The organism is Streptomyces spectabilis (assembly GCF_008704795.1).
Classification (GTDB): Bacteria; Actinomycetota; Actinomycetes; order Streptomycetales; family Streptomycetaceae; genus Streptomyces; species Streptomyces spectabilis.
Genome location: NZ_CP023690.1, coordinates 7,461,247 through 7,486,272, shown reverse-complemented (window position 1 = coordinate 7,486,272; position 25,026 = coordinate 7,461,247). Strand labels below are relative to the sequence as shown.

The following is a 25,026-nucleotide window of genomic DNA, read 5'->3' as shown; positions in this document are numbered from 1 at the left end:
GTCCCGGCACCGTGGCACGCAGTGCCGCACGACCGGGCCGACGGCCGCTGAGCCGCCACCGTCGCGCCGCCCGTGAAGCACGCTCGCTGAAGGAAGTGACAGCTCATGTCCGCACCAGCGCCGTCCCCGCTGGCCATCGTCGACGCCGAGCCCCTGCCCCGGCAGGAAGAGGTCCTGACCGACGCGGCGCTCGCCTTCGTGGCCGAGCTGCACCGGCGGTTCACGCCGCGCCGCGACGAGCTGCTCGGCCGCCGCGCCGAGCGGCGCGCCGAGATCGCCCGCACGTCCGCCCTGGACTTCCTGCCGGAGACCGCCGCCGTCCGCGCGGACGACTCCTGGAAGGTGGCGCCCGCCCCGGCCGCCCTGAACGACCGCCGGGTGGAGATCACCGGCCCCACCGACCGCAAGATGACCATCAACGCGCTCAACTCGGGTGCGAAGGTCTGGCTCGCCGACTTCGAGGACGCCTCCGCCCCCACCTGGGAGAACGTGATCCTCGGCCAGCTCAACCTCACCGACGCCTATGAGCGCCGCATCGACTTCACCGACGAGCGCACCGGCAAGTCGTACGCCCTCAAGGACGCCGCGGAGCTCGCCACGGTCGTGATGCGGCCGCGCGGCTGGCATCTGAATGAGCGTCATCTGACGGACGAGCACGGCACGCCCGTCCCCGGCGCCCTCGTCGACTTCGGCCTGTACTTCTTCCACAACGCCCGGCGCCTGGTGGACCTCGGCAAGGGCCCGTACTTCTATCTGCCGAAGACGGAGTCGCACCTGGAGGCCCGCCTCTGGAACGAGATCTTCGTCTTCGCCCAGGACTACGTCGGCCTCCCCCAGGGCACCGTCCGCGCCACCGTCCTCATCGAGACGATCACGGCGGCGTACGAGATGGAGGAGATCCTCTACGAGCTGCGCGAGCACGCCTCGGGCCTGAACGCGGGCCGCTGGGACTACCTCTTCTCCATCGTCAAGAACTTCCGTGACGGCGGCCAGAAGTTCGTCCTGCCGGACCGCAACGCGGTCACGATGACGGCCCCGTTCATGCGCGCCTACACCGAACTGCTCGTCCGCACCTGCCACAAGCGCGGCGCGCACGCCATCGGCGGCATGGCGGCCTTCATCCCGTCCCGCAAGGACGCCGAGGTCAACAAGGTCGCCTTCGAGAAGGTCCGCGCCGACAAGGACCGCGAGGCGGGCGACGGCTTCGACGGCTCCTGGGTCGCCCACCCCGACCTGGTACCGATCGCCCTGGAGTCCTTCGACAAGGTCCTCGGCGACAAGCCGAACCAGAAGGACCGTCTGCGCGAGGACGTCTCCGTCGCCGCGGGTGACCTCATCGCCATCGACTCCCTGGACGCCAAGCCCACGTACGACGGCCTGGTCAACGCCGTGCAGGTCGGCATCCGCTACATCGAGGCCTGGCTGCGCGGCCTCGGCGCGGTCGCCATCTTCAACCTCATGGAGGACGCGGCCACCGCCGAGATCTCCCGCTCCCAGATCTGGCAGTGGATCAACGCGGGCGTCGTCTTCGACAACGGCAAGCCCGCCACGGCCGAGCTTACCCGCGAGGTCGCCGCCGCCGAACTGGCCGCGATCCGCGCCGAGATCGGCGAGGACGCCTTCGCGGCGGGCACGTGGCAGGAGGCCCACGACCTCCTCCTCCAGGTCTCCCTGGACGCGGACTACGCGGACTTCCTGACCCTGCCCGCGTACGAGCGGCTGCGCTGAATCCTCACCGAGAGGTCGCGCGCGTGGCGGGCGGCGCCACCCGAAATCGGTGGACACGTCGCTCCCGAGAGCTCTAGCTTTGCGCGAGTCCAAGATCGACACGACCGAGTGGGTGCATTTGATGACGGTTCAAGCAGGGGTGGCCGACTGCGGACGGCTGCCCTCCAGGAACGCCAGAACCTCATCGAACCCAAGGAATCACTCCTGTGGATCTTCCACGCATCTTCACCCTGCGCGAAAGCAGCCACCGCATCCACAACCCGTTCACCGCTGACAAGCTCGCCGCGTTGGGCCGGGCGCTCCGCCTGGCACCCGGCACGCGGGCACTCGACCTCGCCAGCGGGTCGGGCGAAATGCTGTGCACCTGGGCACGTGACCACGGCGTCACGGGGACGGGGGTGGACATCAGCACGGTGTTCACCGAGAAGGCCCGTGCCCGTGCCGCCGAACTCGGAGTCGCCGACCAGGTCGACTTCGTCCGGGGCGACGCCTCCGGCCACGTCGCGGACGAGCCGGTCGATCTCGCCGCGTGCGTCGGCGCCACCTGGATCGGGGGCGGCGTGGCCGGCACCGTCGAGCTGCTCGGCCGCAGCCTCCGCCCGGGCGGCCTCACGCTGATCGGCGAGCCGTACTGGCGTCAGGCACCGCCGACCCAGGACGTCGTCGAAGGCTGCGGCGCCACCGGCAGAGCCGACTTCCGGATGCTGCCGGAGCTGATCGGGCACTTCGGCGACCTCGGGTACGACGTCGTGGAGATGGTCCTCGCCGATCAGGACAGCTGGGACCGGTACCAGGCGGCACAGTGGCTCAACCTCCGTCGCTGGCTCGACCGGAACCCCGATGACGAACTGACCGCCACGGTACGGGCCGAACTCGCCACCGGGCCCGCCCGCTACGCCCAGTACACCCGTGAGTACGTCGGCTGGGGCGTCTTCGCGCTGATGAGCCGCTGACGCTCCGGCGACGGCGGAGGGACAGGACCTAGTCCTTGCGCTCCGAGTGGCCCAGGCTCCGGCCCGGGGCCACTCGGTCGCGTACCAGGCGCTTGACGGCCGTGGGCTCGGGGAAGCCCTGTTCGCGGCGGTCCCAGACCGGCTCGCCGTCGACGCGAACGACGAACACGCCGCCCGTGCCCGGCTTGAGGGCGAGCGCGTCGAGTTCCGTCTCGAAGGTGGTCAGGAGCTCCTGGGCGAGCCAGGCCGCGCGGGGCAGCCAGCGGCACTGGGTGCAGTACTCGATCTCTACGCGGTGGCTCATGGGTACCTCTTCGCGGGGCGCGGGTCGGGCTTGCCGTGCAGGTCGGGGACTCTCTTCAGCCAGGCCGGGCGGCCCGCCTCCGTGGCCCGGGCGCGGGCCGCGTCCTCGGCGGCGAGCTGGTCCCGGGGCGGGAAGTCGGTGGGGAGCCAGGCCTCCGAGGCGCGGGCCCGGGCCGTCAGGAGGGTGACGTAGGCCTCGCGCAGCGCCTCCGCGTCGGCGAAGCCGGGCTCGTCGGCCAGCCAGGCGTCGGGGACCTCGGCCGTGATCTCCCGCAGGAGGTCCTCGGTCACCAGGGGGGCGAGCCGGTCGTCGGCCGCCTTGGTGTCGGGGCCGTAGCGGCCGAGCGCGTGCTGGCGGAAGTCATACGCCTTCTCGGCGGTGGCGAGGACCGACGCGGCGTCCCAGCGGTGGTGGAAGACGAGCGCGGCGCCGTGGTCGATCAGCCACAGGCGCGGCGGGCGGACCCCGAACGTGGGCCAGACCATGAGGTTCGAGCTGTGCACGGTGCGGTCGACGTTCGCGGTGAGGGCGTCGAGCCAGACCACCTCGCCCGCTTCGACCGGGTCCACGTCGAGGTCGATGTCCGGGGTGAAGTCGTGGGCCCCGGGCAGATAGTCCATGCCCAGGTTGAGGCCCGCGCTGCGGTGCAGCAGGTCCTGGACCTCCTGGTGCGGCTCGTGCGCGGCGACGGCCGGGTCGAAGCGGGCGAGGACGAGCTCGGGCACGCGCAGGCCGAGGCGGCGGGCCAGCTCCCCGACGACGATCTCGGCGACGAGCGCCTTGCGGCCCTGCGCGGAGCCGGTGAACTTCAGGACATAGGTCCCCAGGTCGTCGGCCTCGACGACGCCGGGCACGGAGCCGCCCGCCCGCAGGGGTTCCAGGTATCGGACAGCCGTCACTTCTCGCAGCACACCCGCCACCCTAACCGGCGCCCTCAACTGCTTTTTTGGAGCGGACGGACCTTGATCCATAGGATCCGCTGATGATCACCAGAAAACGGTTCGCGGCGGGGCTCTGCGCCCTGTTTGCGGCCCTGAGCATGGGGCTCGCGCCCTCCGCCGCGTACGCGGCCGACGAGCCGGACGACACGGACGACGGGGCGAAGCCCAAGGTCGAGCTGGTCCTCGACGTGAGCGGTTCGATGCGGGCCCGCGACATCGACGGCAAGAGCCGGATGGCCGCGGCGAAGCAGGCCTTCAACGAGGTGCTCGACGCCACCCCCGAGGACGTCGACCTCGGCATCCGCACCCTCGGCGCCAACTACCACGGGAACGACCGCAAGACCGGCTGCAAGGACACCGAGCAGCTCTACCCGGTGGGCCCCCTCGACCGCAGGGACGCCAAGACCGCGGTGGCCACGCTTTCGCCCACCGGCTGGACCCCGATCGGCCCGGCCCTGCTGAAGGCCGCCGACGATCTGAAGGGCGGCGAGGGCTCGCGCCGCATCGTCCTCATCAGCGACGGCGAGGACACCTGCCAGCCGCTCGACCCGTGCGAGGTGGCACGGGAGATCGCGGCCAAGGGCGTCAACCTCACCGTCGACACCCTGGGCCTGGTACCGAACACCAAGATGCGCGCGCAGCTGAGCTGCATCGCCGAGGCCACCGGCGGCACGTACACCTCCATCCGGCACACCGACGAACTCAGCGACCGGGTGGGCCAGCTGGTGGACCGCGCGGCCGATCCGGTCGTCAACCCCGTGGCCGTGGACGGCGCCGACAGCTGCTCGGCCGCGCCGGAGCTGAAGCCCGGCCTGTACACGGACCGCGCCGGGTTCGGCGAGCACCGCTGGTACCGCGTGGACGTGGCGCCGGGCAAGGAGCTGCGCGCCTCGGTGAGCGTGGGCGCCGACCGGGCCGTGAACAACGACTACGGCGTGCTCCTGCGGGCCGTCACGAAGCACGACCGCGAGATCGTGCGCGGCTCCGAGGCGGGCGACGGCCGTACCGACGTGATCTCGACCGGCCTTCGGTATCCGAAGCCGGAGCGGGATGACGACGAGGACGACGAGAAGGAGACCGTCTGCCTCCAGGTGTCCCACTCCTACTCGCCCGCCGCCGGTGCCGCCGCCAAGGGCAAGCCCGGTCTGCCCCTCGAACTGGCCGTCGACGTCGTGGACGCGCCCGACGGCTCGTCCGACGTGGCGGCCTTCGGCCTCGGCCGCGGCTGGTGGCTGCTCGGCGCCCTGGTCCTCACCGGCTTCGTGGGCGGTGTCCTGTGGGGCTGGCTCTCGCGCTGGCGCGTCGCTGTCTGGAGGACGAACTGATGCGTACGACACGTCTGTTGGCAGCCGCGGGGCTGCTCGGCCTCAGCGCGCTGCTCGCCTCCGGCCCGGCCTTCGCGGCCTCCGGCGACGACAAGAAGGAGCGCACGGACGCGGGCACGTCCTTCCGTACGGCCACGGAGATCGAGCAGGGCCACAAGGCCACGGCGAGCGCCTCCTCCGGTGACTATCTGTACTGGTCCTTCCCCGCGGACTCCGGTCAGCGGCCCACGGTCAGGGCGACGGTGAAGCTGCCCGAGTCCGCCGCGTCGTCCGGCACCAAGTGGCGGATCGACGTGTACGACGGGCTGCGGCGCCGCCAGTCCTGCATGTACGGCATGCAGGCGCGCGCGGCCGCTGGCGAATCGGTGGAGCTCGCCTGCACCCTGCGCACGGTGCGCGCCTGGTCGGAGCCGTGGGCCAACGACCCGCTGCCGGGCACGTACTACGTGCGCCTGACGGCGACCGGTCTGCGGACGGCCGACCTGGGCCAGCCGGTCACCGCCGAGGTCGAGGCCACGTCGAAGGACGTCGGCGGCTCGGCGGCGGTGGACGGCACCCTGGGCGACCCCCTGGTGCCGGGCTCCAAGCCGTCCGCCGCCGAGCCCGAGGACGGCTGGTCCTCCGGCTGGTGGACGGACCGCTGGGTCTGGACGGGCATCGGTGGCGTGCTCGCCGCGCTCGCTGGCGTGGGCGGCTACACCCTGACGCGCGGCAACGGCAGGCCGCCCGCGCGCCCGACCGGCGTCTGAGACATCAGTGGCCTGTAGAGGGGTCCAGGGGCGCGGCCCCTGGACCCCTCACCCGTTCCGCAGCGCCTTGGCCAGCGGCCCGTCCCCGGTCACGGCGATCCGCCCGTCCCGCACGCCGTCGGCCACACTGAGTGTCCCCCGCCCCAGCTCGACGGCCGTCACCGCGTCCAGGGTCACGCGCGCGTCGGGCTCGTCGGGCGCGGGCCCGTCCCCGTACGAGACGACGGCCCCGTCGCCGCCCATCCGTACGTGGAAGTCGCCCTCCTCCAGGCTCAGCTCCACCAGGCCCTCCTCCAGGGCGACGGCGTCGAGGAGCGGCAGCGCGAACCAGTGGGCGCGCACGGCGTCGGTGGGCCGGCGCTCGGCGAGTTCGGGGGCGCCCCAGGCCGCGAGGGCGCGCAGGACGGGGGTCAGCTCCCGGCCGCGCCCGGTGAGTTCGTAGACGTACGCGGAGGCGGGCGGCGGCAGCCGGCGGCGGGTGGCGAGGCCCGACTGCTCCAGGTCCTTCAGGCGCGAGGCGAGCACGTCGGTGCTGACGCCCGGCAGATCGGCGTGCAGATCGGTGTAGCGGCGCGGACCGAGGAGCAGTTCGCGGACGATCAGCAGGGTCCAGCGGTCGCCGACGGCGTCGAGGGCGCGGGCGGCGGCACAGAACTGGTCGTAGCTACGGCGCGGTCGAGGTGGCATGCGTCGCAGTCTAGACAAGCTGTTGGACTTTCCAAGCTCCAGCTTGGTAAAACCAAGGAACCCACGCTACGGGAGGCACACCGCATGGAGTTCCGGCAGTCCAGCAAGCTCAGCGAGGTCTGTTACGAGATCCGGGGCCCGGTCATCGAGCACGCCAACGCCCTGGAGGAGGCGGGCCACAGCGTGCTGCGCCTGAACACCGGCAACCCCGCCCTGTTCGGCTTCGAGGCGCCCGAGGAGATCGTCCAGGACATGATCCGGATGCTCCCGAGCGCCCACGGCTACACGGACTCGCGGGGCGTGCTCTCGGCCCGCCGCGCCGTGGCGCAGCGCTACCAGGCGCTGGGCATCGACGACATCTCCGTAGACGACGTCTTCCTCGGCAACGGCGTGTCCGAGCTGGTCACGATGGCCGTGCAGGCCCTCCTTGAGGACGGCGACGAAGTCCTCATCCCGGCCCCCGACTTCCCGCTGTGGACGGCCGTGACCACCCTCTCCGGGGGCAAGGCCGTGCACTACCTGTGCGACGAGCAGGCCGACTGGTACCCCGACCTCGACGACATGGCCGCGAAGATCACCGACCGCACCAAGGCGGTCGTGATCATCAACCCGAACAACCCGACGGGCGCCGTCTACCCGCGCGAGGTCCTCGAAGGCATCCTCGACCTGGCACGCCGGCACGGCCTGATGGTCTTCGCCGACGAGATCTACGACCAGATCCTGTACGACGACGCGGTGCACCACAGCGTCGCCGCGCTGGCCCCCGACCTGGTGGTCCTGACCTTCTGCGGGCTCTCCAAGACGTACCGGGTGGCGGGCTTCCGCTCCGGCTGGCTGGTCGTGACGGGCCCCAAGCAGCACGCCCGGAACTATCTGGAGGGCCTGACGATGCTGGCCTCCATGCGCCTGTGCGCCAACGCGCCCGCCCAGTACGCGATCCAGGCCGCGCTCGGCGGCCGGCAGTCCATCCACGAGCTGACCGCGCCGGGCGGCCGCCTGCGCGAGCAGCGCGACCGCGCCTGGCAGAAGCTCAACGAGATCCCCGGGGTCAGCTGTGTGAAGCCGAAGGGCGCCCTGTACGCCTTCGCGCGTCTGGACCCCAAGGTGCACGCCATCCACGACGACGAGAAGTTCGTCCTCGACCTGCTCCTCCAGGAGAAGATCCAGGTCGTCCAGGGCACCGGCTTCAACTGGCCGCACCCGGACCACTTCCGCATCCTGACGCTCCCGTACGCTGACGACCTCGACGCGGCGATCAGCCGCATCGGCCGCTTCCTGAGCGGCTATCGCCAGTAGCCCGCGCGACCCCGCCCGGGGCCGCCACCGCGACGAGGAGTGTGCCCGTGGCCGACTGCCCCACCTGCCGGGTCCCGTCCCTGACCCAGTTCGCCTCGCCCGGCCTGGTCGGGAAGATCGTGTACGAGGGCCACGACCGCGCCGACGACCCCGCCTGGCGGGAGTCCGGCGCGGCCGCCCTGGACGACTATGCGCGCTGGTGCGGCCACCTCTGCGGGCTCACCTGTCTGCGGATGGCGCTCGGCCCGGACGCGCCGTCGCTCTTCGCGCTGCGCGACGGGGCCCTGAAGTACGGCGCGTACACGGAGGACCCGGACGACGGCACGATCAAGGGCCTGATCTACGCGCCGTTCGTCGAGTACGCGCGCGAAGCGCACGGCATCGAGGCGACGGTGCACCGCCGTCTGACGCTCGACGAGGTGGCCGACCTCGTCGACACCGGGCACACGGTCATGACGTCCGTGCACTACGAGATCCGCCGACCGGCGCGCCCAGCGCCCGGAAGGGGCGGGCACCTGGTCCTGGTCACGGCGCGCACGGCGGACGGGAGCCTGCACTTCCACAACCCGTCGGGGATCGACGCGCCCACGCGCACGGCACAGCTCCCGCGCGCGGAGTTCGAGCCGTTCTTCGCCGGGCGCGGTGTATCCATGCGCTGACCGACCGTCATGACAGGACGTCACCCGCCCTGTCAGGATGGCTCGATGATGCACTCAGGCAGGGTCGCCGTGGTGGGCGGCAGCGTCGCGGGCTGCGCGGCGGCACTGGCGGCGCACCGGGGCGGCGCGGACGAGATCACCGTGTACGAGCGGGCCGCGGGCCGCCTCGCCGACCGGGGCGTGGGCCTCGCCGTCCACAACTCCCGCTACGCGGAGCTGGAGTCGGCCGGATATCTGGACGCGGACATGCAGTGGGTGCAGCTCGTCAGACGCCACTGGTACGTGCGTGACGACGCGGCCGCGGACCCGCGCGGGCACACGGTCGCGGTGACGCCCTTCCCGTTCCGCACGTACAACTGGGGCCCGCTGTGGGGCGAGTTGCGGCGCCGGGTGCCCGAGACGGTGACGTTCCGCACCGCCACCGCGGTCACCGGGGTGCGGGCCTGCCCGGGAGGGGCCGTGGTGGAGACCGACGACGGCACGGAGCGGTTCGACGTGGTCGTCGGCGCGGACGGCTACCGCTCGGTGGTGCGCGAGGCGGCGTTCCCCGGGGTGCGGGCCGAGTACGCGGGCTATCTGGCGTGGCGCGGCGCGTACCCGGAGGAGCGCCTGCCGGAGCCGGAGCTGTGGGGCGTCGAGGACTGCGTGTACGCCGTGTTCGACGGTGGCCACGTGATCCTCTACCGCATCCCCGACGGGAGGGGCGGGCGGCGCGTGAACTGGGTGCTGTACACGGCGCCGCCCCGCGGCCTGGACGCGGACCTCGGCTTCGGCCATCCGCGGAGCCTGCCGCCCGGCGGCCTCACGGACGCCCTGCGCGCCCATCTGTCGTACGTGGCCGACGTGCTGCTTCCGCCCTACTGGGGGGCGGTGGTGCGTGCCACCGCACCGGCCGAGCTGTTCCTCCAGCCCATGTACGACTACACGGCGCCGCGCTCCACCGAGGGCCGGGTGCTGCTCGCGGGCGACGCGGCGACGGTGGCGCGGCCGCACACGGGCGCGGGCGCGGTGAAGGCCCTCCAGGACGCCACCGTCCTGGAGTCCGCCATCATCACGGCGGTGACCTGGCCCGACGCCCTGGAGTCCTATGACGCCGACCGGACCGTCGCGGGCCGCACGATGGTCGAACTGGGGCGGCGCCTCGGCCGCGCGTTCGTGCAGGAGACCCCGGACTGGCGCTCCCTCGGCCAGGCCGGTCTGGAGGCGTGGTGGCAGCGGGCGGACGGCACGGGGGCGTTCGGGGGGCGGGAGCTGCGCCCCAGGTGACGGGGCGCCGGGGCGCCGGGGCGGATCATGGAATACGACCACCTCCCCGGCGGTTCGCACCGAACAGAACCGAGTAGAACGGAACGCGCATGGGTGACCTCCTCCTGGTCCGGCACGGCGAGACCGCGTGGTCGCTGTCCGGGCAGCACACGAGCTGGACGGACATCCCCCTCACGGACCACGGCCGCGAGCAGGCGCGGTCGCTCGCGCCCCTGATCGGGAAGTACCGGGTCGACGCCGCGTTCACCAGCCCCCGCGCGCGGGCGCGGGAGACCGCGGAGCTGGCGGGCTTCGCGCACGCGCGCGTGGACGACGACCTGGCCGAGTGGGACTACGGGGCGTACGAGGGCGTGACGACGGTGGAGATCCACCGGACGCGGCCCGACTGGTTCCTGTTCACGGACGGCGTGGCCGCGGGGCCGCCCGAGCATCCGGGCGAGACCCCCGAGCAGGTCGGCGCGCGCGCCGACCGCATGCTGGCCAAGGTCGACGCGGCCCTCGCCAACACGGAGGGCAGCGTGCTCCTGGTCGCCCACAGCCACTTCCTCCGCGTCCTCACCGCCCGCCGCCTCTGCCTCCCGCCGTCGGCGGGGGCGCACTTCCAACTGGCCACGGGCACGGTGAGCCGCCTCAGCTACGAACACGGGCGCCCGGTGGTCGCCACCTGGAACCTCCGGCCGTCGGTGTAGCGCCCTCCTGCTCCCCCACCCACCCGCCCGTTCATCGCGCCGGCGCGCTCGTCCTCAAACGCCGGACGGGCTGGATGGTGCGGTGCGGGCCGGATCCCTTCCGCGGATCGGCACGGGTCCGCGGTCCGCGGACGAGATGCGGTCCGCACCGGAGATATTCAGCCCGTCCGGCGTTTGAGGACGAGGCCGGAGGCCGATGAGCCCGTGCCGTTGTCAGTGGGGTGCGGGAGCATCGGGGTATGGCCAAGCCGACGACGGCCGCGCAGCGGCGGATCATCGCGGGGGCGGACCCGGTGACGGGCCGGCTGCGCGGCACGGAGGCGCAGCTGACCGCTCTGGTCCGGCTGCGCCTCGCGTTCCGGCACCCCCGCCCGCCGCACGCGTACTTCCTCACGCCCGCGGGCCACCGCGTCAGGGACGAGCCGACGGACACCGCACCGGAGACGGCCCCGGTGGAGGCGGAGCCGGGCGTGTTCACGGCCCGCACGGGCACCGAGCCCGAGCCCGCCGCAGCGGGCCCCGCCCGGGAGCGGGAGGTCCGGGGAGCCTGGCTCGGGCTCGTGGAGCTGCGGCGGATGACGAACCCCGGGGGCGACCGGGAGAGACCCTGCGCGTGGGAGCGGGCGCACCAGGTGCGGGCCGTGGCGATAGCCCTGGAGGCGGCGGGCCGCGCGCCCGCGTCGGCGGGCCGGGACGGCTATCGCGTGACGGAGTCGGTGCAGGCGGACGCGGTGGAGGTGTCGGAGCCGACGGCGGAGGGCGTACGGGCCTGCGGGGCGGCCCTGGAGCGGGCGGGGTGGCTGGTGAGCGAGCACGGGGACGCGCGGACGGGCCGCCGGTTCGTGGTGGTGTCGCCGAAGCGGCGCTGACGCCGTGCGGGAATGCCGGGCGGGATCAGGCAGTTGAGGGTGACACCGTTTCCATTCAGCAGGTCAGAGAGGGAGCACCGTGGTGCAGCAGCAGGGGGAGTTCGCGGCGGGGGCGTACTCCGTCGGGATCACTGTTCGTGGGTACGAGACGGACTCGCAGGGGCATGTGAATCAGGCGGTGTACCTCCAGTACGCGGAGCACGCGCGGTGGTCGCTGCTGTTGGAGGCGGGGATCCGGCAGGCGGATCTGATCGAGAAGGGCGTCGGCCCTGTCGTCCTGGAGAGCACGGTGCGGTACCGCAGCGAGTTGCGGGCCGGGGACGAGGTGTCCGTGTCGTGCCGGTTCCTGTGGGGTGAGCGGAAGACGTTCCGGATCGAGCAGGTCCTCACCAAGCCGGACGGCACGGTCGCGGCGGAGCTGACCGGCGTGGGAGGCCTGCTCGATCTGAAGGAGCGGCGGATGGTCGGCGACCCGAAGGAGTACTTCCGGGCGCTGGCGACGGACGCGCGGGTCCTCGACCTGTAGGTCAGCCCGCGGTGAGGGTCGCCAGGTCCTCGGCGTCCAGGGTGAGCGCGGCCGCCGCCACGTTCTCCTCCAGGTGCGCGAGCGAGGACGTGCCGGGGATGGCGAGGACGGCGGGCGACACGGACAGCGACCAGGCGAGCCCGACCTGCGCGGCGCTCGCCCCGTGCCGTGCGGCGACCTCGCGCAGCGCCGCGATGTGCGGGGCGCCCGCGCCGCCGAGCGGGAAGAAGGGCACGAAGGCGATGCCCTGGCGTGCGCACAGCTCGACCAGGGCGTCGGCCTCGGCGTCGCGGGACACCGGGCTGTAGCGGTTCTGCACGGCGGCGACGGGGGCGATCCGCTGGGCCTCGGCGAGTTGCGCGGCGGTGGCGTTGCTGACGCCCAGGTGTCGGATGAGGCCTTCCTCGCGCAGCTCGGCGAGGGCCTCGAAGCGGCCGTCGCCGGGGCCGTCCTTGCTGAGGAAGCGCAGGTAGACGAGGTCGAGGCGGTCGACGCCGAGCTGGCGCAGGTTCCGGTGCACGTCGGCCTTGAGCTTGGCCGGTCCTGCGGCGTCGAGCCAGTCGTGGTCCGGGGAGCGGTCCGGCCCGACCTTCGTGGCGATCACCAGGTCGTCGGGGTACGGGTGCAGGGCCCGGCGGATGAACGCGTTGGCGGACAGGTCCTTGTAGAAGTAGAACGCGGCCGTGTCGATGTGGTCGACGCCGAGTTCGACGGCGCGGCGCAGCACGGCGACGGCCGCCTCGGGGTCGCCCGCCGGGCCCTCCCAGGTGCGGCCCGGCAGCCGCATCGCGCCGAAGCCCATGCGGCGCACGGGCAGGTCGCCCCCCAGCGGCCACCGCCCGGCCGCGGCGGCGGGCAGGCTGTTCGCGTCGTGGGGCTGGTGGGGTGCGGTCGTGTTCTCATGCGGCATGCGGACATCCTGGCCCGGCACGGGGCCGGGCCGACGAAGGTGGCAAGTTGTTGCCATCTCCAGGGAGGTGGGCGGGTGAGTGGAGCAAGTGGGGCGGACCGCACCGGGAGCCGGGGGCGGGTGGAGCGGGAGGGTGTCGTCACGTTGCGTGGGGAGCGGGAGCTCGTGCTGCGGGCCGGGGACCTGTTCGCCGCCGCCCGCGAGGAGTTCCTGTGCGGCGCCGCCGACCTGGTCACCTGGTCCGGCGGCGTGAACGCCGTCTTCGCCGACGGCAAGCGGCCGCCCCTGCGGAAACCCGCGCCCCGCGACGGCCTCGCCATGCGCAAGGTGTACACGCGCCAGGCGCTCGGCGACCCCTACTCGGAGCGGCGGCTCGCGGCCATCGCCGCGTCCGGCGCGGACGTGCGCATCTCGTCGACCCCCCTCGCCCGCGAGGCCGTCGTCATCGACCGGCGGATCGCCGTCCTCGCCGGTGCCGAGTCCCGGGGCCCGCGTACGTACACGGTGGTGCGGGTCCCCGAGGTCGTCGACGGCGTGCGGTCGCTGCTGTACGCCACGTGGGAGGCGGCCCAGCCGCTCGCCGACGCCCTGCGGGCCTCGGTGCCCGCCCTCGACGACGAGGCGCGGCTCGTACTGCGGGCGCTCAGTGACGGGCTCACCGACGAGGCCGGGGCCCGGCGGCTCGGCATGTCGCTGCGGACGTACCGGCGGCGGGTCGCGGAGCTGATGGCGGAGGTGGGCGCCACGTCTCGCTTCCAGGCGGGGGTGCGGGTGCGGGGGGCTTAGCCCTCGCGGGGCGCCCCGCTGTGCCCATCAGCGCGCTCCGCGCGCGGGCGCCCCTTCCCGCTCCGGGGGCTCCGCCCCCGCGCCCCCGTTCTATCGGCGCTTCGCGCCTCGTCCTCAAACGCCGGACGGGCTGGATGGGGTTGGTCGGGGCGGCTGTTCCGGTCGTTGTCGGGGCGGGGGGCGTGGTCGGCGCGGTCGGGTGGCGCGCCGGTGTCGGGCCCCGCGCGCCCCCTCGTCCTCCCCTTGCACGGCAGAAGTTGGCGATATCCGCCCCTCTAGCGGGCATTTAGGGCCACTGACCCTCATGGCCGCATTTCGCCTGCCTCCCGGGGCCGGTGCGCCGTGAGAGTGAGCCGGTGTACAGGCCGGTGGCCTCCGTCACCTGCCGGGCCCCGACGACGACCGAAGGGACAGACATGTCCGATCTCCAGCTGGCGAGCGGGATCTACATCATCGGCGCTCACATCGGATTCCGTACGGTCCTCACCGCCACGCCCCACGCCGTCCAGCACGGCCGCCCCGTCATCGCGGCGCCCGAGCTGATACCCCCGATCACCCAGGAGTGGCTCATCGAGCGGGCCACCGAGGACCTGCCGGGCCAGTACCATCTCCGCCCGGCCTACGGCCCGGCCAACCAGTACCTGAACTACACCGACGAGAACGCCTACGTCAGGGAGGGCAACCAGGTCGCCTGGCGGATCCAGCCCACCCCGTTCGGCATCCAGATCGTGTCGGACAAGGACCTCGTCCTGCGCGCCGAGCACGTGGGCGGTCACATCCTGCTCGCCCCCGAGGACGACACGCCCAACGAGGCCTGGACGCTGCACCGCATCCGGTAGACAGCCCTCGACGGCCCCGGTCGCGCCCCCTGTGCGTGGCCGGGGCCCGCCCGTGCTCAGCCGAGCGACAGCCGCGCCCACACCGTCTTGCCGATCTCCCGGCTCTCCACGCCCCACTCCTCCGCCAACGCCGCTACGAGGACGAGGCCTCGGCCCGACTCCGCCTCGTCCGGCGGCAACCGGGCCTCCCGGGGCGGCGCGCACTCCGCGCGCGTGTCCGCCAGTTCGATCCGCAGCGTCCCCGCGAGCAGCAGCAGCCTCAGCTCGAAGCTGCGCCCGGGGACGCGCCCGTGCGTCGCCGCGTTCGCCGCCAGCTCCGCGACGATCTGGGCCGCCGCGTCGGAGAGTTCGCTGTCGTAAGGGATGCCCCAGCCGTTCAGCTGGTCGCGCGCGAGCGTTCTGGCCTGACGGGCCCCGCGCGGGCTGGCGTTGATACGCCGCGTGAACACATGTGCTGGTGTGGGGGTTTGCACCTGGGGTGGCATGCGACCCACGGTGACCGTGTGAACGAGCGGTTCGGGAGGCACCAAACTCGTACGCTCCGTAAGTGTACGAGTGCGAAACGTAGACAGTAGGGGTAACTGCCCGTAAGCATGGGCGCGTTGGCGGGGACGGTAAGCGAGCGTCAGGGGATACCCGTGATGTCGTCAAGCACGCAGGGCTCTCAGGAGCCCGAACCGACCGATGGGCTCAAGGCGTTCGGCGCCGCGCTCAAGAGCTTCCGCAAGCGGGCCGGGTACACACAGGAGTCCCTGGCCCCCGAGATCGGCTACTCGACCCATTTCATCGCCTCCATCGAGCAGGGCAGGCGCTTTCCGCCACCGCGCTTCGTGGACCAGGCGGAGGCCACGCTGGACGCCTTCGGGACGCTGCGGCTCGTGGTGAATCAGCTTTCTCGTCAGAGGGGTTTGGCCGCGTGGTTCCGCCAATGGGCGCGCCTTGAGCAGGAGGCCGTCACCCTCTACACGTACGAGTGCCGCCTGATTCCGGGCCTGTTGCAGACACCCGCGTACGCGGAGAGGCTGTTCGCCAACCAGCTCCCACCGCTGGGCGACGAGCAGATCCAGGCCCAGCTCGTGGCGCGCGGCGAGCGCCAGAAGCTCCTCACGGACCGACCGAACACCGCGTACAGCTTCATCCTCGAAGAGCACCTGTTCCTGCGGAACATGGGTGGGGACGAAGTCACCCAGGGGCTCATCGAGCACATCCTCCAGCTCGCCGAGCGCCGCAACATCGAGGTTCAGATCATGCCGCTGGTGAGGGAGAGCCATTCCGGGCTGGATGGGCCAATCCGACTCCTTGAAAGCCCCGAGAACCGCTGGTTCGCCTACTGCGAGGGCCAGCGAGGCGGCATGTTCATCTCTGACCCGAGAGAGATCAGCGTGCTCCAGATGCGGTATGCCAGGATGCGCTCACAGGCTCTCTCCTTCGAAGACTCGGTGAGCCTGCTGGAGCGGATGCGAGGAGCATGATGAGCACCCCCAAACTGGCCTGGTTCAAAAGCAGTTACAGCGGCGGTGACGGTGATGACTGCGTCGAAGTCGCCCTCTCCTGGCACAAGTCCAGCTACAGCAGCGGGTCTGGCGACGACTGCGTAGAGGTAGCCACCTGCCCCACCACCATCCACATCCGCGACTCCAAGCACCCGGCCGGGCCCCGGCTGACGGTTGCCCCGGGGGCGTGGGCCGACTTCGTCAGTAGCCCACCCGCAGCCCGTGCGCGCTGAGCACCGGCGCCAGGGGCTGGTAGTACGTCGTCCCGCCGGTGGTGCAGTTGCCGCTGCCGCCGACGAGGAAGCCGAGCGCGCCGTCACCGGCGAAGGCGGGGCCGCTTGAGTCGCCGGGCTCGGCACAGATGTTGGTGCGGAAGAGGCCGTTGACCGTGCCCTGCGGGTAGGTGATGGACACGTTCACGCCCTGGACCGTGCCGCAGCGCGCTCCTGTCGTGGGTCCGACGCGGCACGCGGACTGGCCCACGACGGGGTTCGCGGCGCGGTTGATGCGGATGGCCCGCGCACCGATGGCCACCTCGCTCGGATAGGAGTAGTCGGGGTTGGTGAAGTGCACCAGGGCGTAGTCCTTGCCGGGGAAGACGGCCGTCTCGGTGACGCCCACCTCGGTGGTGAGGCCCGGGTCGGCGTACCACTTGGTGCCGACGGCGCCGCACTGGCCCGCCATGATCCCGTAGTAGCGGGTGCCAGTGGTGGCGTTGAAGGAGACGACGCACCGCCCGGAAGGGCTGAAGAGCAGGGTGCCGCCGCGCAGCGGCGTCTGCGCCGGGGCGGCGGTGGCGGCGGGGGCCGCGATCAGGGCGAGGGCGCCCAGAAGTGCGGCGCATAAGAGCTGGGCGACGGCGGTACGGAGCCTCATGGCGCCTCCAGTGAGGAGATAGGGTGAGGGCGGCGCCGCCATTGTGGCGGGAGCGGGCGCACGCGGGCGATCGGGCGGACGCCGACCGTTACAGAGACGGGCCGCCCGGCACGCACGGTGATCCTTTTCGTTGGGCAAAAGGCATTGATGCCGCGCCGGTCGGCGAACGATGCTGAGGCGGACGGGGAAGATCGACCTCCAGACCGACCGAAGGGCAGCTCCCATGGACGACGTCGCCGCGATCGGAGCGGCATGGCAGCGGTAGTCACGGACCTCATCACGTATCCGGTCAAGGGGTGCGCCGGGGTGGCGCTCACGGAGAGCGCCCTGACACCGGCGGGCCTCGCGCACGACCGCGCGTTCATGGTGGTCGACGACGCGGGCGTGTACCGCACGCAGCGCAAGGACACCCGGCTCGCCGTGATCCGTCCCGAGGTGAGCTGGGACGGCGGACGGCTCACCCTGCGCGCCCCGGACGCGGAGCCGCTGGAGATCGAGGTCGACGTCGAGTCGCCGCGCTGCGACGTGGACCTGTTCGGGGCGCCGTTCAAGGCCGTCGACCAGGGCGCGGAGGCGGCGCGGTGGCTCTCGGACGTGCTCGGCACGGACTGCCGTCTGGTGCGGGTGCCGCCGGAGCACGAGCGGGTCACCGACGGGCTCCACCCGGGTACGTCCGGCTTCGCCGACAGCGGCGCGCTGCATCTGCTGTCGCGGTCGTCGTACGACGACCTCAACGCCCGCATCACGGCGGCCGGTCGAAGCCCCATCGCCCTCAGCCGGCTGCGGCCCAACATCGTCGTGGACGGGTGGGACGCGCCGCACACGGAGGACGCGGTCAGGACCGTGGGCGTCGGCAACGCCGAGCTGGGCTTCGCCAAGCCGGCGATTCGCTGTGCGGTCACGCTTGTCGACCAGGCCTCGGGCCAGCGGGCCGGGCCCGAGCCTCTGCGTACGTTGGCCGGGTATCGGCGGCAGGCGGGCGGGGGTGTCGCGCTGGGGGTCAAGTTCTCCGTGCTGCGCAGCGGGAAGCTGGCCGTCGGCGACGAGCTGGCCGTGACGGCCTGGGAGACCACCGACTAATTCCGTCTGCGGCGGCGTGGGGGCTGGTCGCGCAGTTCCCCGCGCCCCTTTGGGGCGCCCCCGTGCTAACGTCCACCCTGGTTTTGGAGCGAGTGCTTCAAAACTACGTACGCGCATCTAGGGAGGGACACCCATGCCGCTCGCGGTCTATGTGTTGGCGCTCGGGATCTTCACGCAAGGGACGTCGGAGTTCATGCTGTCCGGGCTGCTGCCGGGCATGGCGGCGGACTTGGGGGTGTCCGTGCCCGACGCGGGGCTGCTGATCTCGGCGTTCGCGATCGGCATGGTCGTCGGGGCGCCGCTGCTCGCGGTGGCGACGCTGCGGTGGCCGCGCCGGACGGCCCTGGTGATCCTGCAAGCCGTGTTCGTGGCGGGCCATGTGGTGGGCGCGGTGGCGCCGGGCTACGGGCTCCTCTTCGCGACGCGGATCGTCAGCGCGCTCGCGTACGCGGGCTTCTGGGGCGTGGCCGTGGCGACGGCGGTCGCGCTCGTGCCGAGCGAGGCGAAGAGCAAGGCGGTGGCCCTGGTCGCGGGCGGTCTGACCCTGGCGACGATCGTCGGCGTACCGGCGGGCACCGTGCTGGGCCAGTCGGCGGGGTGGCGGGCCGCGTTCTGGGCGGTCGCGGCGGCGACGGTGGTGAGCCTGGTGTGCACGGTGGCGGCGGTGCCGGGCGGCGAGCGGGGCGCGGCGCCCTCCGTGCGGACGGAGCTGCGCGGCATGGCGCGGCCCCAGCTGTGGCTGTCGTACGCCGTCACGGCCTTCGCCTTCGGCGCGGTGATCGTGACCTTCAGCTATCTGGCCGCGCTGCTCACGGACGAGACGGGCCTGAGCGAGGGGTGGGTGCCCGCGGTGCTCGCGCTGTTCGGCGCGGGCGGCATGCTCGGCCTGGTCGTCGGCGGCCGGACGGCGCGGGCGCACGCGGTGGCCACGCTCGCGTGGGGGCTCGGCGGGCTCGCGGCGGTCTCGGCGGTGCTCGCGCTGACCGCGGGCTCGGCGGCGGCCGTCGTGGTGGCGCTCGTCTTCCTGCTCGGCGCGGCGGGGTACGTCACCAACCCCGCCCTCCAGTCACGGGTGTTCACGCTCGCGCCGGACGCGCCCACGCTCGTCGGCGCGACCAACACGGCCGCGTTCAACGTCGGCAACACGGTCGCGCCGATGCTCGGCGGCCTGGTCATCGACGCGGGCCACGGGTACGCGGCCGTCGCGTGGGTCGGCGCCGGGCTCGCGGCGCTCGGCTGCGCGGCGGCGGTGGGCGCCGGGATCCTGGAACGGCGGACGCCCGCGGCACCCCCCGCTTCGGCGTCCCCAAGTTTTGAAAAGGTGTTCCAAAACGGGTAGGGTCCGGCGCATGGCCAGGCCACGACAGTTCGACGAGGACCGCGTCATCACCGCGGCCATGGAGACCTTCTGGCGCCACGGGTACGAGGGCACGTCGACGCGCGACCTGTGCGACTCGACGGGCCTCGGCCCGTCGAGCCTCTACAACACCTTCGGCGGCAAGCGCGAGCTGTATCTGCGCGCCCTCGACCGCTACTACGACACGGTCACCGCCGCGCAGATCGAGCGCCTCCAGGGCCCCGGCACCGCCAAGGAGCGGCTGCGGGCGATGATCCTGCACTCGGTCGAGAGCGACCTGGACGCGGACGACGGCCGCGGCTGCTTCGCCATCAACGCGGCCATCGAGCTGGCCGGTCTCGACGGCGACGTACGCCGGGCCGTGCGGCGCGGCTTCGACCGCGTCGAGGACGAGGTGTGCGCGGTGACCAGGGCCGGGCAGGCCAGTGGCGAGATCCCGGCCGACCGCGACCCGCGCGAGGTGGCGCGCCTGGTGCAGAGCACGTACTACGGGCTGCGGGTCCTGGCCCGCGTGCGGGACGACCGGAAGGCCCTGGTGACCACCGTCGACACCGTCCTGGAGGGGCTGTGACAGGGCCGGACGGGCCGGACGCGCTCGCCGCCGCCGAGCGGAACCTCGCCGCCCACGCCGGGCACCTGCACCGGCACCTGCCGGGAGCGCGCGTCACCGACCACGGGGACCTGGTCGTCGCGGACAGCGGCATCGACGACGACACCTTCAACATCGTCGCCGCGGCGCGGTTCACCGAGGAGAGCGCGGACGCCCGGATCGCGGCCACCGTGAAGGAGCTGACCGGCACCGGGCGCACCTTCTCCTGGTGGGTGGGTGACACCTCCACACCGGGTGACCTCGGCGCGCGGCTCGCCGCCGCCGGGCTCCCCGCGTCCGAGGCCGAGACGGGCATGTGGCTCGACCTGGGCGCGGCGCCGCCGCCCGCGCACGCGGACGGCCTGGAGATCCGGCCGGTGACCACGGCCGCCGAACTCGACGCGTACGCCACGGTCCTGGCCGCCAACTGGGATCCCCCGGCGGCGACGGTCCGGCAGTTCTACGCGGCGGTCGCCGAGGGGGCGCTCGCCGCCGACTCCCCCGCCCGCTACCTGATCGGGTACGCCGACGGGCAGCCGGTGTGCACCGCCGAGGCCTTCCTGCACGCGGGTGTCGCCGGGATCTACAACATCTCGACGCTCGCCGCCCACCGGCGCCGCGGCTACGGCGGCGCCCTCACGCTCGCCGCGCTGCACGCGGGGCGCGACGCGGGGCTGCGGACGGCGGTCCTCCAGGCGTCACCGGACGGCGAGCCCGTCTACCGCGCGCTCGGCTTCGCGGCCTGCGGCACGTTCACCGAGTACGCCCTGGTCAGCGTGTCCGCAGCTGCGTCGAGGGAATGACCTCCTGCGGCTGGTTCGGGCTGGACCACAGGAGCTTCATATGGGCCTCCCCCGTCTGCTCCGCGTAGTCGACGCGGATCGCGTGCCGCCTGCCCGCCTCCAGCCGCACCCGTGCCTTGTCGACCCTGGGCTCGTGCGGGTTCCAGGAGTCGATGACCAACTCGCCGTCGATCCAGACGCGCACGGTGTCGTCGGAGACCGTGGTGAGCGTGTACGTCTCCGAGCGGCGCGGCTCGACCGAGCCCGTCCAGCGCACGCCGAACCGGTCCGCGGCTACGGACGGGTGCGGTGAACCCGTGTACTTCCAGGAGTGGTTGACCGCGGGGTCGGTGCGGGTGACCTTCGGGGCGCCGGACAGCTCCGCGTTGTCGAAGACCTCCTGCTTCAGGCCCTTGCCGTCGCCGGGGCGGGCCGCGCGGCCGGGGTCGACCTTCAGGGCGATCACGGTGGCCGTGGGGTTGGTCGCGGCGCCGGACGGTGTGAGGTCGTAGCCGTCGCCGGACGCGGTGACGGTGACCCGCTGCGAACTGCCGAGCACCCGGGCCGACTTGACCGCGAAGTCCGTACGCGCCCTCAGGTGCAGGGGCTGCCCCGCGCCCGGCCAGCGCGTGACCGCCGCGTACAGGGTGTCGCCCTTGCGGCTGACCGTGCCCCAGTCCGGCTCCTCGACGAGACCGCCGTAGCGGGCGCCGAAGACCGCGTCGCCCTGGCCCGCCGTGCGCAGCCAGGTGCCCATCTCCTTCAGCCGGTCCACGGACGGCTGCGGGACCCGGCCGCGCGCGTCGGGGCCGACGTTCAGGAGGTAGTTGCCGCTGCGCGAGGTGGTGGCGAGGAGGTTGCGCACCAGGGCCTGGCCCGACTTCCAGTTCCGGTCGTACCGGGCGAAGCCCCAGTGGTCGTTCAGGGTCATGCAGGACTCCCAGAGCTGGCCGTCGACCGGGGCGTCGGGGATCTCCTGCTCGGGCGTGCCGTAGTCGCCGTCGACCACGCGGCGCTTGCCGACGCGGTTGTTGATGACGAGGTCGGGGTTCAGGCCGCGCAGATACGCCTCCAGGCGCTCGCCGTCGCGGGCGGTCCACGGGTTGTGCGGGTCCTCGGTGTCCCACTCGCCGTCGAACCAGAGCAGCGCCGGGTCATAGGTGTCGACCAGCTCCTTGAGCTGCGCGTACATCCGCTTCTCGTACTTCGGGAAGGTCGCCGGGTCCGGGAAGTCCGGGTCGTGCCAGTCCCAGATGGAGTAGTAGAAGCCGAGCTTGACGCCCGCCGCGTCGGCGGCCCGCTTCAGCTCGGCGAGGATGTCGCGGTTCTTGTCGAAGGACGAATGGTCGCGCAGGTTCCAGGAGTTGACCTTCGTCGGCCACATGGCGTAGCCCTCGTGGTGCTTGGACGTGATCACGATGTACTTCATCCCGGCGTCCTTCGCCGCCTTCACGACGGCCCCGGCGTCGAAGTCGGCGGGGTCGAACGACCGCGCGCGGCGCTCGTACTCGGCCGTCGGGATCTTGCACTGGCGCTTGATCCACTCGGCGTTGCGGCAGACGGTGCCGTCCGGGCGCGGATACTCGCCCTCCAGGTTCGAGTAGGCGCCGAAGTGGATGAACATGCCGAAGCGGTCCTGGCGGAACCAGTTGGTGCGGTCGGCGGTGAAGGGGTCGTCGGCGGCGTGGTCCGTGCCGGGGCCCGCGGCCCGCTGGGGGCCGGGCGCCGACTGCGCGGGCCCGACGGCGGAGAGCGGCAGGGCGGTGGCGGTGAGGAGCAGGGCGAGTGCGGTCACTCTTCGTCGCATGAGCGGCTCCTGTTCGTCTACGGGACGCTCGGGAACGTAGGAGCGGATACATCGGATGTCAATGGGCCAAACACGGCCCCGGTGGCAGCAATCGCGCCACGAACCGCGCTTCGCTCCGATGATTGGCCCGCTCCGCACCTCCCGTCGCAGCGGCACAGTTCCTGCGGTCCGGCCAGTGGCTGACGATGGGTTAGGGAGCGGGGGTGGGCGGGGCAGGAGTCATCTCGGTGTGCGAAACGCCCGTCCGACCTCGGGAGCCCCGATGTCCCAGCTGCCCCGTCGCGCTCTGCTCACCGCCCTCGCCGGTACGGCCGGGACGGCAGTGGCCTGCTCCGGGGGGCGTGCGGCCGACGGCGCCGCGGTGCCGCCCGGGGAGCCAGGGAGCGCCGCGGCGGCGGCCCGGCGGCTGCTGCCCCGGCACGCGGAGCAGCTCGCGTTCGAGACGTCCGGGGCCCCGGACTCCTACCGCGTGACCGGGGCGCGCGGCCGCGTCACCGTGGCGGGGCCGACCCCGGCCGTCCACCTCAGGGGCCTGTACCACTACCTGAAGCAGGTCTGCCGCGCGAACATCACCTGGGCGGGCCACCAGCTCGACCTGCCGAAGCTGCTGCCCGCGCCCGGTGCGCCGCTCACCGGGCGGGCCAACACCCCGCACCGGTTCGCCCTCAACGACACCAACGACGGCTACACGAACGCGTACCACGACTGGTCGTACTGGGAGCGCGAGATCGACGTGCTCGCCCTGCACGGCTACAACGAGGTCCTGGTGTACGCGGGCGCCGACGCCGTCCACCACCGGGTGTTCCAGGAGTTCGGGTACGGGGACGAGGAGCTGCGGGCCTGGGTGCCGGGGCCGGCGCACCAGCCGTGGTGGCTGCTCCAGAACATGGCGGCCTTCCCGCACCCGGTGTCGGGGCAGCTCCTCCAGCGGCGTGCCCGGCTCGGGCGGCGCATCGCGGACCGGCTGCGCGCGCTCGGCATGACACCCGTGTTCCCGGGGTACTTCGGCACCGTCCCGCCGGACTTCGCCGAGCGGAACCCGGGCGCGCGGACCGTGCCGCAGGGCGACTGGGTGGGTTTCGCGCGCCCCGACTGGCTGGATCCGCGCACCGACGCCTTCGCGCACGTCGCCGCCGCCTACTACCGCGTCCAAGACGAGCTGCTCGGACCGTCCACGATGTACAAGATGGACCTGCTCCACGAGGGCGGGAAGCCGGGTGACGTGCCGGTGGGCGAGGCCGCCCGCGCCGTCGAGCGGGCGCTGCGGGCCGCGCACCCGGACGCCCTGTGGGTGATCCTCGGCTGGCAGCACAACCCGCCCAAGGCCCTCGTGGACGCCGTCGACAAGGACCGCATGCTCGTCGTCGACGGCCTGTCCGACCGCTTCCCGCACGTCACCGACCGCGAGGCCGACTGGGGCGGCACGCCGTACGCCTTCGGCTCGATCTGGAACTTCGGCGGACACACCGCGCTCGGCGCGAACACGCCCGACTGGGCGGACCTCTACGAGCGGTGGCGCACCAGGGACGGCAGCGCCCTGCGCGGCATCGCGCTGCTGCCGGAGGCCGCCGACAACAACCCGGCCGCCTTCGAGCTGTTCTCCGAACTCGCCTGGCGGAAAGGCGACTTGGACCTGAAGGAGTGGTTCGCGCAGTGGGCCGTCAGCCGGTACGGCGGCGCCGACCCGCATGCCGCGCGCGCCTGGGACGTGCTGCGGCGCACCTGCTACGGCACCACCCGCGCCGACTCGTGGGCCGAGGGCGCCGACGGCCTCTTCGGCGCGCGCCCCGGTCTCACGGTGCGCTCCGCCGCCTCGTGGTCACCGAAGGAGCTCCGCTACCCGGCCGCCGACTTCGAGCCCGCGCTCGACGAACTCCTGCGGGTGCGGCGGGACTTGCGCGGCTCGGCCGCGTACCGGCGCGACCTGCTCGACGTGGCGCGGCAGGCCCTGTCGAACCGGAGCCGGGTGCTGCTGCCCCGCGTCAAGGCGGCGTACGACGCGCGGGACACCGCCCGCTTCGAGCGGCTCACCCGCACCTGGCTGCGCCTGCTCGACCTGCTCGACCGGCTTGCCGCGACCGACGGCCGCCAGCTGCTCGGGCGGTGGGTTGCGGACGCCCGCGCCTGGGGCGCCGACGACCGCGAGCGCGAGCAACTCGCCTACGACCAGCTGTCGTTGGTGACCGTGTGGGGCCCGCGCGCCGGGGCCGACGCGGGCCTGAAGGACTATGCCAACCGCGAGTGGGCGGGCCTCGTCGGCGGCCTGTACCGGTTGCGCTGGACGACGTACTTCGACGAGCTGCGCGACGCGCTCGACGAGGGCCGCGAGCCGCGGTCCGTCGACTGGTTCGCCCTGGAGGACCAGTGGCTCCGCGAGCCGGGGCGCCTCGCCGTGACCCCCGCGGGAGACACGTACGCGATCGCGAAGAAGGTGCGCGACGTACTCGACGGGACCCGCTGACGCGGGACCCGTCGCCGTGCCTCCGGACGGCGGTCGTCCCCGCCGGAGGCACGG

At 72.8% G+C, this 25,026-nt stretch carries 26 protein-coding genes; 19 read left to right on the top strand and 7 right to left on the bottom strand.

Annotation, left to right across the window (positions count from 1 at the left end):
• The first annotated feature begins 105 nt into the window (after positions 1–105).
• Together aceB and CP982_RS32655 are read left to right on the top strand one after the other, a co-directional pair.
• Entirely contained in the window at positions 106–1,728 is a 1,623-nt protein-coding gene (gene aceB, locus CP982_RS32660) for a malate synthase A (RefSeq protein WP_150513742.1), read from the top strand.
• Positions 1,729–1,934: 206 nt separating this feature from the next.
• A complete protein-coding gene (locus CP982_RS32655; protein ID WP_150513741.1) occupies positions 1,935–2,681 on the top strand; it encodes an SAM-dependent methyltransferase in 747 nt (248 codons plus the stop codon).
• A gap of 28 nt (positions 2,682–2,709) precedes the next feature.
• On the opposite strand, the gene CP982_RS32650 is transcribed toward CP982_RS32655, so the two are convergent.
• Positions 2,710–2,985, bottom strand: coding sequence for an Rdx family protein (locus tag CP982_RS32650; RefSeq protein ID WP_150513740.1), 276 nt, complete (start codon positions 2,983–2,985; stop codon positions 2,710–2,712).
• On the bottom strand, positions 2,982–3,896 hold the full coding sequence (locus tag CP982_RS32645) for a HipA family kinase (protein WP_150513739.1): 915 nt from the start codon (positions 3,894–3,896) through the stop codon (positions 2,982–2,984). The genes CP982_RS32650 and CP982_RS32645 overlap by 4 nt, the downstream gene beginning before the upstream one ends.
• Positions 3,897–3,967: 71 nt before the next feature.
• Between CP982_RS32645 and CP982_RS32640 the strand changes: the two genes are divergently transcribed.
• Both CP982_RS32640 and CP982_RS32635 read left to right on the top strand, forming a co-directional pair.
• The gene (locus CP982_RS32640; RefSeq protein ID WP_150513738.1) at positions 3,968–5,251 is read left to right on the top strand and encodes a VWA domain-containing protein; all 1,284 of its coding nucleotides are present in this window, start codon (positions 3,968–3,970) and stop codon (positions 5,249–5,251) included.
• Positions 5,251–6,000: a hypothetical protein gene (locus CP982_RS32635; RefSeq protein WP_170316530.1), complete on the top strand. Its 750-nt coding sequence runs from the start codon at positions 5,251–5,253 to the stop codon at positions 5,998–6,000. Before CP982_RS32640 ends, CP982_RS32635 begins: the two co-directional genes overlap by 1 nt.
• Before the next feature lie 48 nt (positions 6,001–6,048).
• Here the strand turns inward: CP982_RS32635 and CP982_RS32630 are convergent, their stop codons facing one another.
• Positions 6,049–6,687: a winged helix-turn-helix transcriptional regulator gene (locus tag CP982_RS32630; RefSeq protein ID WP_150513736.1), complete on the bottom strand. Its 639-nt coding sequence runs from the start codon at positions 6,685–6,687 to the stop codon at positions 6,049–6,051.
• 84 nt (positions 6,688–6,771) lie between these two features.
• Here CP982_RS32630 and CP982_RS32625 point away from each other — a divergent pair, with 84 nt between their 5' ends.
• The 6 genes from CP982_RS32625 (at position 6,772) to CP982_RS32600 (ending at position 11,992) form a co-directional block, all read left to right on the top strand.
• The gene (locus tag CP982_RS32625; protein WP_150513735.1) at positions 6,772–7,983 is read left to right on the top strand and encodes a pyridoxal phosphate-dependent aminotransferase; all 1,212 of its coding nucleotides are present in this window, start codon (positions 6,772–6,774) and stop codon (positions 7,981–7,983) included.
• 47 nt (positions 7,984–8,030) lie between these two features.
• Positions 8,031–8,642 (top strand): cysteine peptidase family C39 domain-containing protein, encoded by a 612-nt coding sequence (locus CP982_RS32620; protein WP_372503454.1) that lies wholly within the window; start codon positions 8,031–8,033, stop codon positions 8,640–8,642.
• Between the two features lie 48 nt (positions 8,643–8,690).
• Positions 8,691–9,908, top strand: a complete 1,218-nt coding sequence (locus tag CP982_RS32615) for an FAD-dependent monooxygenase (RefSeq protein WP_150515831.1) — start codon at positions 8,691–8,693, stop codon at positions 9,906–9,908.
• An 89-nt stretch (positions 9,909–9,997) separates the two neighbouring features.
• Positions 9,998–10,597 carry a histidine phosphatase family protein gene (locus tag CP982_RS32610; protein WP_150513733.1) on the top strand — a complete coding sequence of 200 codons (600 nt, stop codon included), beginning with the start codon at positions 9,998–10,000 and terminating at the stop codon, positions 10,595–10,597.
• 239 nt (positions 10,598–10,836) lie between these two features.
• Complete coding sequence (locus CP982_RS32605) at positions 10,837–11,466, top strand: hypothetical protein (RefSeq protein ID WP_150513732.1); 630 nt, start codon at positions 10,837–10,839, stop codon at positions 11,464–11,466.
• A 79-nt stretch (positions 11,467–11,545) separates the two neighbouring features.
• Positions 11,546–11,992: an acyl-CoA thioesterase gene (locus CP982_RS32600; protein WP_229878622.1), complete on the top strand. Its 447-nt coding sequence runs from the start codon at positions 11,546–11,548 to the stop codon at positions 11,990–11,992.
• 1 nt (position 11,993) lies between these two features.
• Here the strand turns inward: CP982_RS32600 and CP982_RS32595 are convergent, their stop codons facing one another.
• Positions 11,994–12,902, bottom strand: coding sequence for an oxidoreductase (locus CP982_RS32595; RefSeq protein WP_150513731.1), 909 nt, complete (start codon positions 12,900–12,902; stop codon positions 11,994–11,996).
• Positions 12,903–12,977: 75 nt separating this feature from the next.
• Here CP982_RS32595 and CP982_RS32590 point away from each other — a divergent pair, with 75 nt between their 5' ends.
• A complete protein-coding gene (locus CP982_RS32590; RefSeq protein WP_150513730.1) occupies positions 12,978–13,688 on the top strand; it encodes a helix-turn-helix domain-containing protein in 711 nt (236 codons plus the stop codon).
• 416 nt (positions 13,689–14,104) lie between these two features.
• Positions 14,105–14,527, top strand: a complete 423-nt coding sequence (locus CP982_RS32585; protein WP_150513729.1) for a hypothetical protein — start codon at positions 14,105–14,107, stop codon at positions 14,525–14,527.
• 56 nt (positions 14,528–14,583) lie between these two features.
• On the opposite strand, the gene CP982_RS32580 is transcribed toward CP982_RS32585, so the two are convergent.
• Positions 14,584–15,012, bottom strand: coding sequence for an ATP-binding protein (locus CP982_RS32580; RefSeq protein ID WP_150513728.1), 429 nt, complete (start codon positions 15,010–15,012; stop codon positions 14,584–14,586).
• Between the two features lie 156 nt (positions 15,013–15,168).
• Here CP982_RS32580 and CP982_RS32575 point away from each other — a divergent pair, with 156 nt between their 5' ends.
• Both CP982_RS32575 and CP982_RS32570 read left to right on the top strand, forming a co-directional pair.
• Positions 15,169–15,999 carry a helix-turn-helix domain-containing protein gene (locus tag CP982_RS32575; protein WP_184925322.1) on the top strand — a complete coding sequence of 277 codons (831 nt, stop codon included), beginning with the start codon at positions 15,169–15,171 and terminating at the stop codon, positions 15,997–15,999.
• Positions 15,999–16,253 carry a DUF397 domain-containing protein gene (locus CP982_RS32570; RefSeq protein WP_184925340.1) on the top strand — a complete coding sequence of 85 codons (255 nt, stop codon included), beginning with the start codon at positions 15,999–16,001 and terminating at the stop codon, positions 16,251–16,253. The genes CP982_RS32575 and CP982_RS32570 overlap by 1 nt, the downstream gene beginning before the upstream one ends.
• On the opposite strand, the gene CP982_RS32565 is transcribed toward CP982_RS32570, so the two are convergent.
• On the bottom strand, positions 16,222–16,896 hold the full coding sequence (locus CP982_RS32565) for a S1 family peptidase (protein WP_150513725.1): 675 nt from the start codon (positions 16,894–16,896) through the stop codon (positions 16,222–16,224). The two genes, CP982_RS32570 and CP982_RS32565, sit on opposite strands and share 32 nt — an antisense overlap.
• A 252-nt stretch (positions 16,897–17,148) precedes the next feature.
• On the opposite strand from CP982_RS32565, the gene CP982_RS32560 reads away from it, so the two are divergent.
• The 4 genes from CP982_RS32560 to CP982_RS32545 all read left to right on the top strand — a co-directional run bounded on the left by CP982_RS32560 (position 17,149) and on the right by CP982_RS32545 (position 20,725).
• Positions 17,149–17,976, top strand: a complete 828-nt coding sequence (locus tag CP982_RS32560) for an MOSC domain-containing protein (protein WP_150513724.1) — start codon at positions 17,149–17,151, stop codon at positions 17,974–17,976.
• A gap of 133 nt (positions 17,977–18,109) precedes the next feature.
• The gene (locus CP982_RS32555) at positions 18,110–19,315 is read left to right on the top strand and encodes a Cmx/CmrA family chloramphenicol efflux MFS transporter (protein ID WP_150513723.1); all 1,206 of its coding nucleotides are present in this window, start codon (positions 18,110–18,112) and stop codon (positions 19,313–19,315) included.
• Positions 19,316–19,325: 10 nt separating this feature from the next.
• Entirely contained in the window at positions 19,326–19,904 is a 579-nt protein-coding gene (locus tag CP982_RS32550) for a TetR/AcrR family transcriptional regulator (RefSeq protein ID WP_150513722.1), read from the top strand.
• A complete protein-coding gene (locus tag CP982_RS32545; RefSeq protein WP_150513721.1) occupies positions 19,901–20,725 on the top strand; it encodes a GNAT family N-acetyltransferase in 825 nt (274 codons plus the stop codon). The genes CP982_RS32550 and CP982_RS32545 overlap by 4 nt, the downstream gene beginning before the upstream one ends.
• Here the strand turns inward: CP982_RS32545 and CP982_RS32540 are convergent.
• Positions 20,694–22,511, bottom strand: a complete 1,818-nt coding sequence (locus CP982_RS32540; RefSeq protein WP_150513720.1) for an alpha-L-fucosidase — start codon at positions 22,509–22,511, stop codon at positions 20,694–20,696. The two genes, CP982_RS32545 and CP982_RS32540, sit on opposite strands and share 32 nt — an antisense overlap.
• A gap of 262 nt (positions 22,512–22,773) precedes the next feature.
• Here CP982_RS32540 and CP982_RS32535 point away from each other — a divergent pair, with 262 nt between their 5' ends.
• Positions 22,774–24,972, top strand: coding sequence for an alpha-N-acetylglucosaminidase (locus tag CP982_RS32535; protein WP_150513719.1), 2,199 nt, complete (start codon positions 22,774–22,776; stop codon positions 24,970–24,972).
• The last annotated feature ends 54 nt before the right edge of the window (positions 24,973–25,026 follow it).

What these genes read in the sequence shown, in the direction of transcription:
- CP982_RS32605 (WP_150513732.1), top strand. Translation starts at nt 10,837, where the DNA reads ATGGCCAAGCCGACGACGGCCGCGCAGCGGCGGATCATCGCGGGGGCG.
- CP982_RS32585 (WP_150513729.1), top strand. Translation starts at nt 14,105, where the DNA reads ATGTCCGATCTCCAGCTGGCGAGCGGGATCTACATCATCGGCGCTCAC.
- CP982_RS32535 (WP_150513719.1), top strand. Translation starts at nt 22,774, where the DNA reads ATGTCCCAGCTGCCCCGTCGCGCTCTGCTCACCGCCCTCGCCGGTACG.
- CP982_RS32650 (WP_150513740.1), bottom strand. Translation starts at nt 2,985, where the DNA reads ATGAGCCACCGCGTAGAGATCGAGTACTGCACCCAGTGCCGCTGGCTG.
- CP982_RS32595 (WP_150513731.1), bottom strand. Translation starts at nt 12,902, where the DNA reads ATGCCGCATGAGAACACGACCGCACCCCACCAGCCCCACGACGCGAAC.
- CP982_RS32555 (WP_150513723.1), top strand. Translation starts at nt 18,110, where the DNA reads ATGCCGCTCGCGGTCTATGTGTTGGCGCTCGGGATCTTCACGCAAGGG.
- CP982_RS32635 (WP_170316530.1), top strand. Translation starts at nt 5,251, where the DNA reads ATGCGTACGACACGTCTGTTGGCAGCCGCGGGGCTGCTCGGCCTCAGC.
- CP982_RS32640 (WP_150513738.1), top strand. Translation starts at nt 3,968, where the DNA reads ATGATCACCAGAAAACGGTTCGCGGCGGGGCTCTGCGCCCTGTTTGCG.
- CP982_RS32565 (WP_150513725.1), bottom strand. Translation starts at nt 16,896, where the DNA reads ATGAGGCTCCGTACCGCCGTCGCCCAGCTCTTATGCGCCGCACTTCTG.
- CP982_RS32560 (WP_150513724.1), top strand. Translation starts at nt 17,149, where the DNA reads ATGGCAGCGGTAGTCACGGACCTCATCACGTATCCGGTCAAGGGGTGC.
- CP982_RS32575 (WP_184925322.1), top strand. Translation starts at nt 15,169, where the DNA reads ATGTCGTCAAGCACGCAGGGCTCTCAGGAGCCCGAACCGACCGATGGG.
- CP982_RS32550 (WP_150513722.1), top strand. Translation starts at nt 19,326, where the DNA reads ATGGCCAGGCCACGACAGTTCGACGAGGACCGCGTCATCACCGCGGCC.
- CP982_RS32615 (WP_150515831.1), top strand. Translation starts at nt 8,691, where the DNA reads ATGCACTCAGGCAGGGTCGCCGTGGTGGGCGGCAGCGTCGCGGGCTGC.
- CP982_RS32630 (WP_150513736.1), bottom strand. Translation starts at nt 6,687, where the DNA reads ATGCCACCTCGACCGCGCCGTAGCTACGACCAGTTCTGTGCCGCCGCC.
- CP982_RS32570 (WP_184925340.1), top strand. Translation starts at nt 15,999, where the DNA reads ATGAGCACCCCCAAACTGGCCTGGTTCAAAAGCAGTTACAGCGGCGGT.
- CP982_RS32580 (WP_150513728.1), bottom strand. Translation starts at nt 15,012, where the DNA reads ATGCCACCCCAGGTGCAAACCCCCACACCAGCACATGTGTTCACGCGG.
- aceB (WP_150513742.1), top strand. Translation starts at nt 106, where the DNA reads ATGTCCGCACCAGCGCCGTCCCCGCTGGCCATCGTCGACGCCGAGCCC.
- CP982_RS32625 (WP_150513735.1), top strand. Translation starts at nt 6,772, where the DNA reads ATGGAGTTCCGGCAGTCCAGCAAGCTCAGCGAGGTCTGTTACGAGATC.
- CP982_RS32540 (WP_150513720.1), bottom strand. Translation starts at nt 22,511, where the DNA reads ATGCGACGAAGAGTGACCGCACTCGCCCTGCTCCTCACCGCCACCGCC.
- CP982_RS32610 (WP_150513733.1), top strand. Translation starts at nt 9,998, where the DNA reads ATGGGTGACCTCCTCCTGGTCCGGCACGGCGAGACCGCGTGGTCGCTG.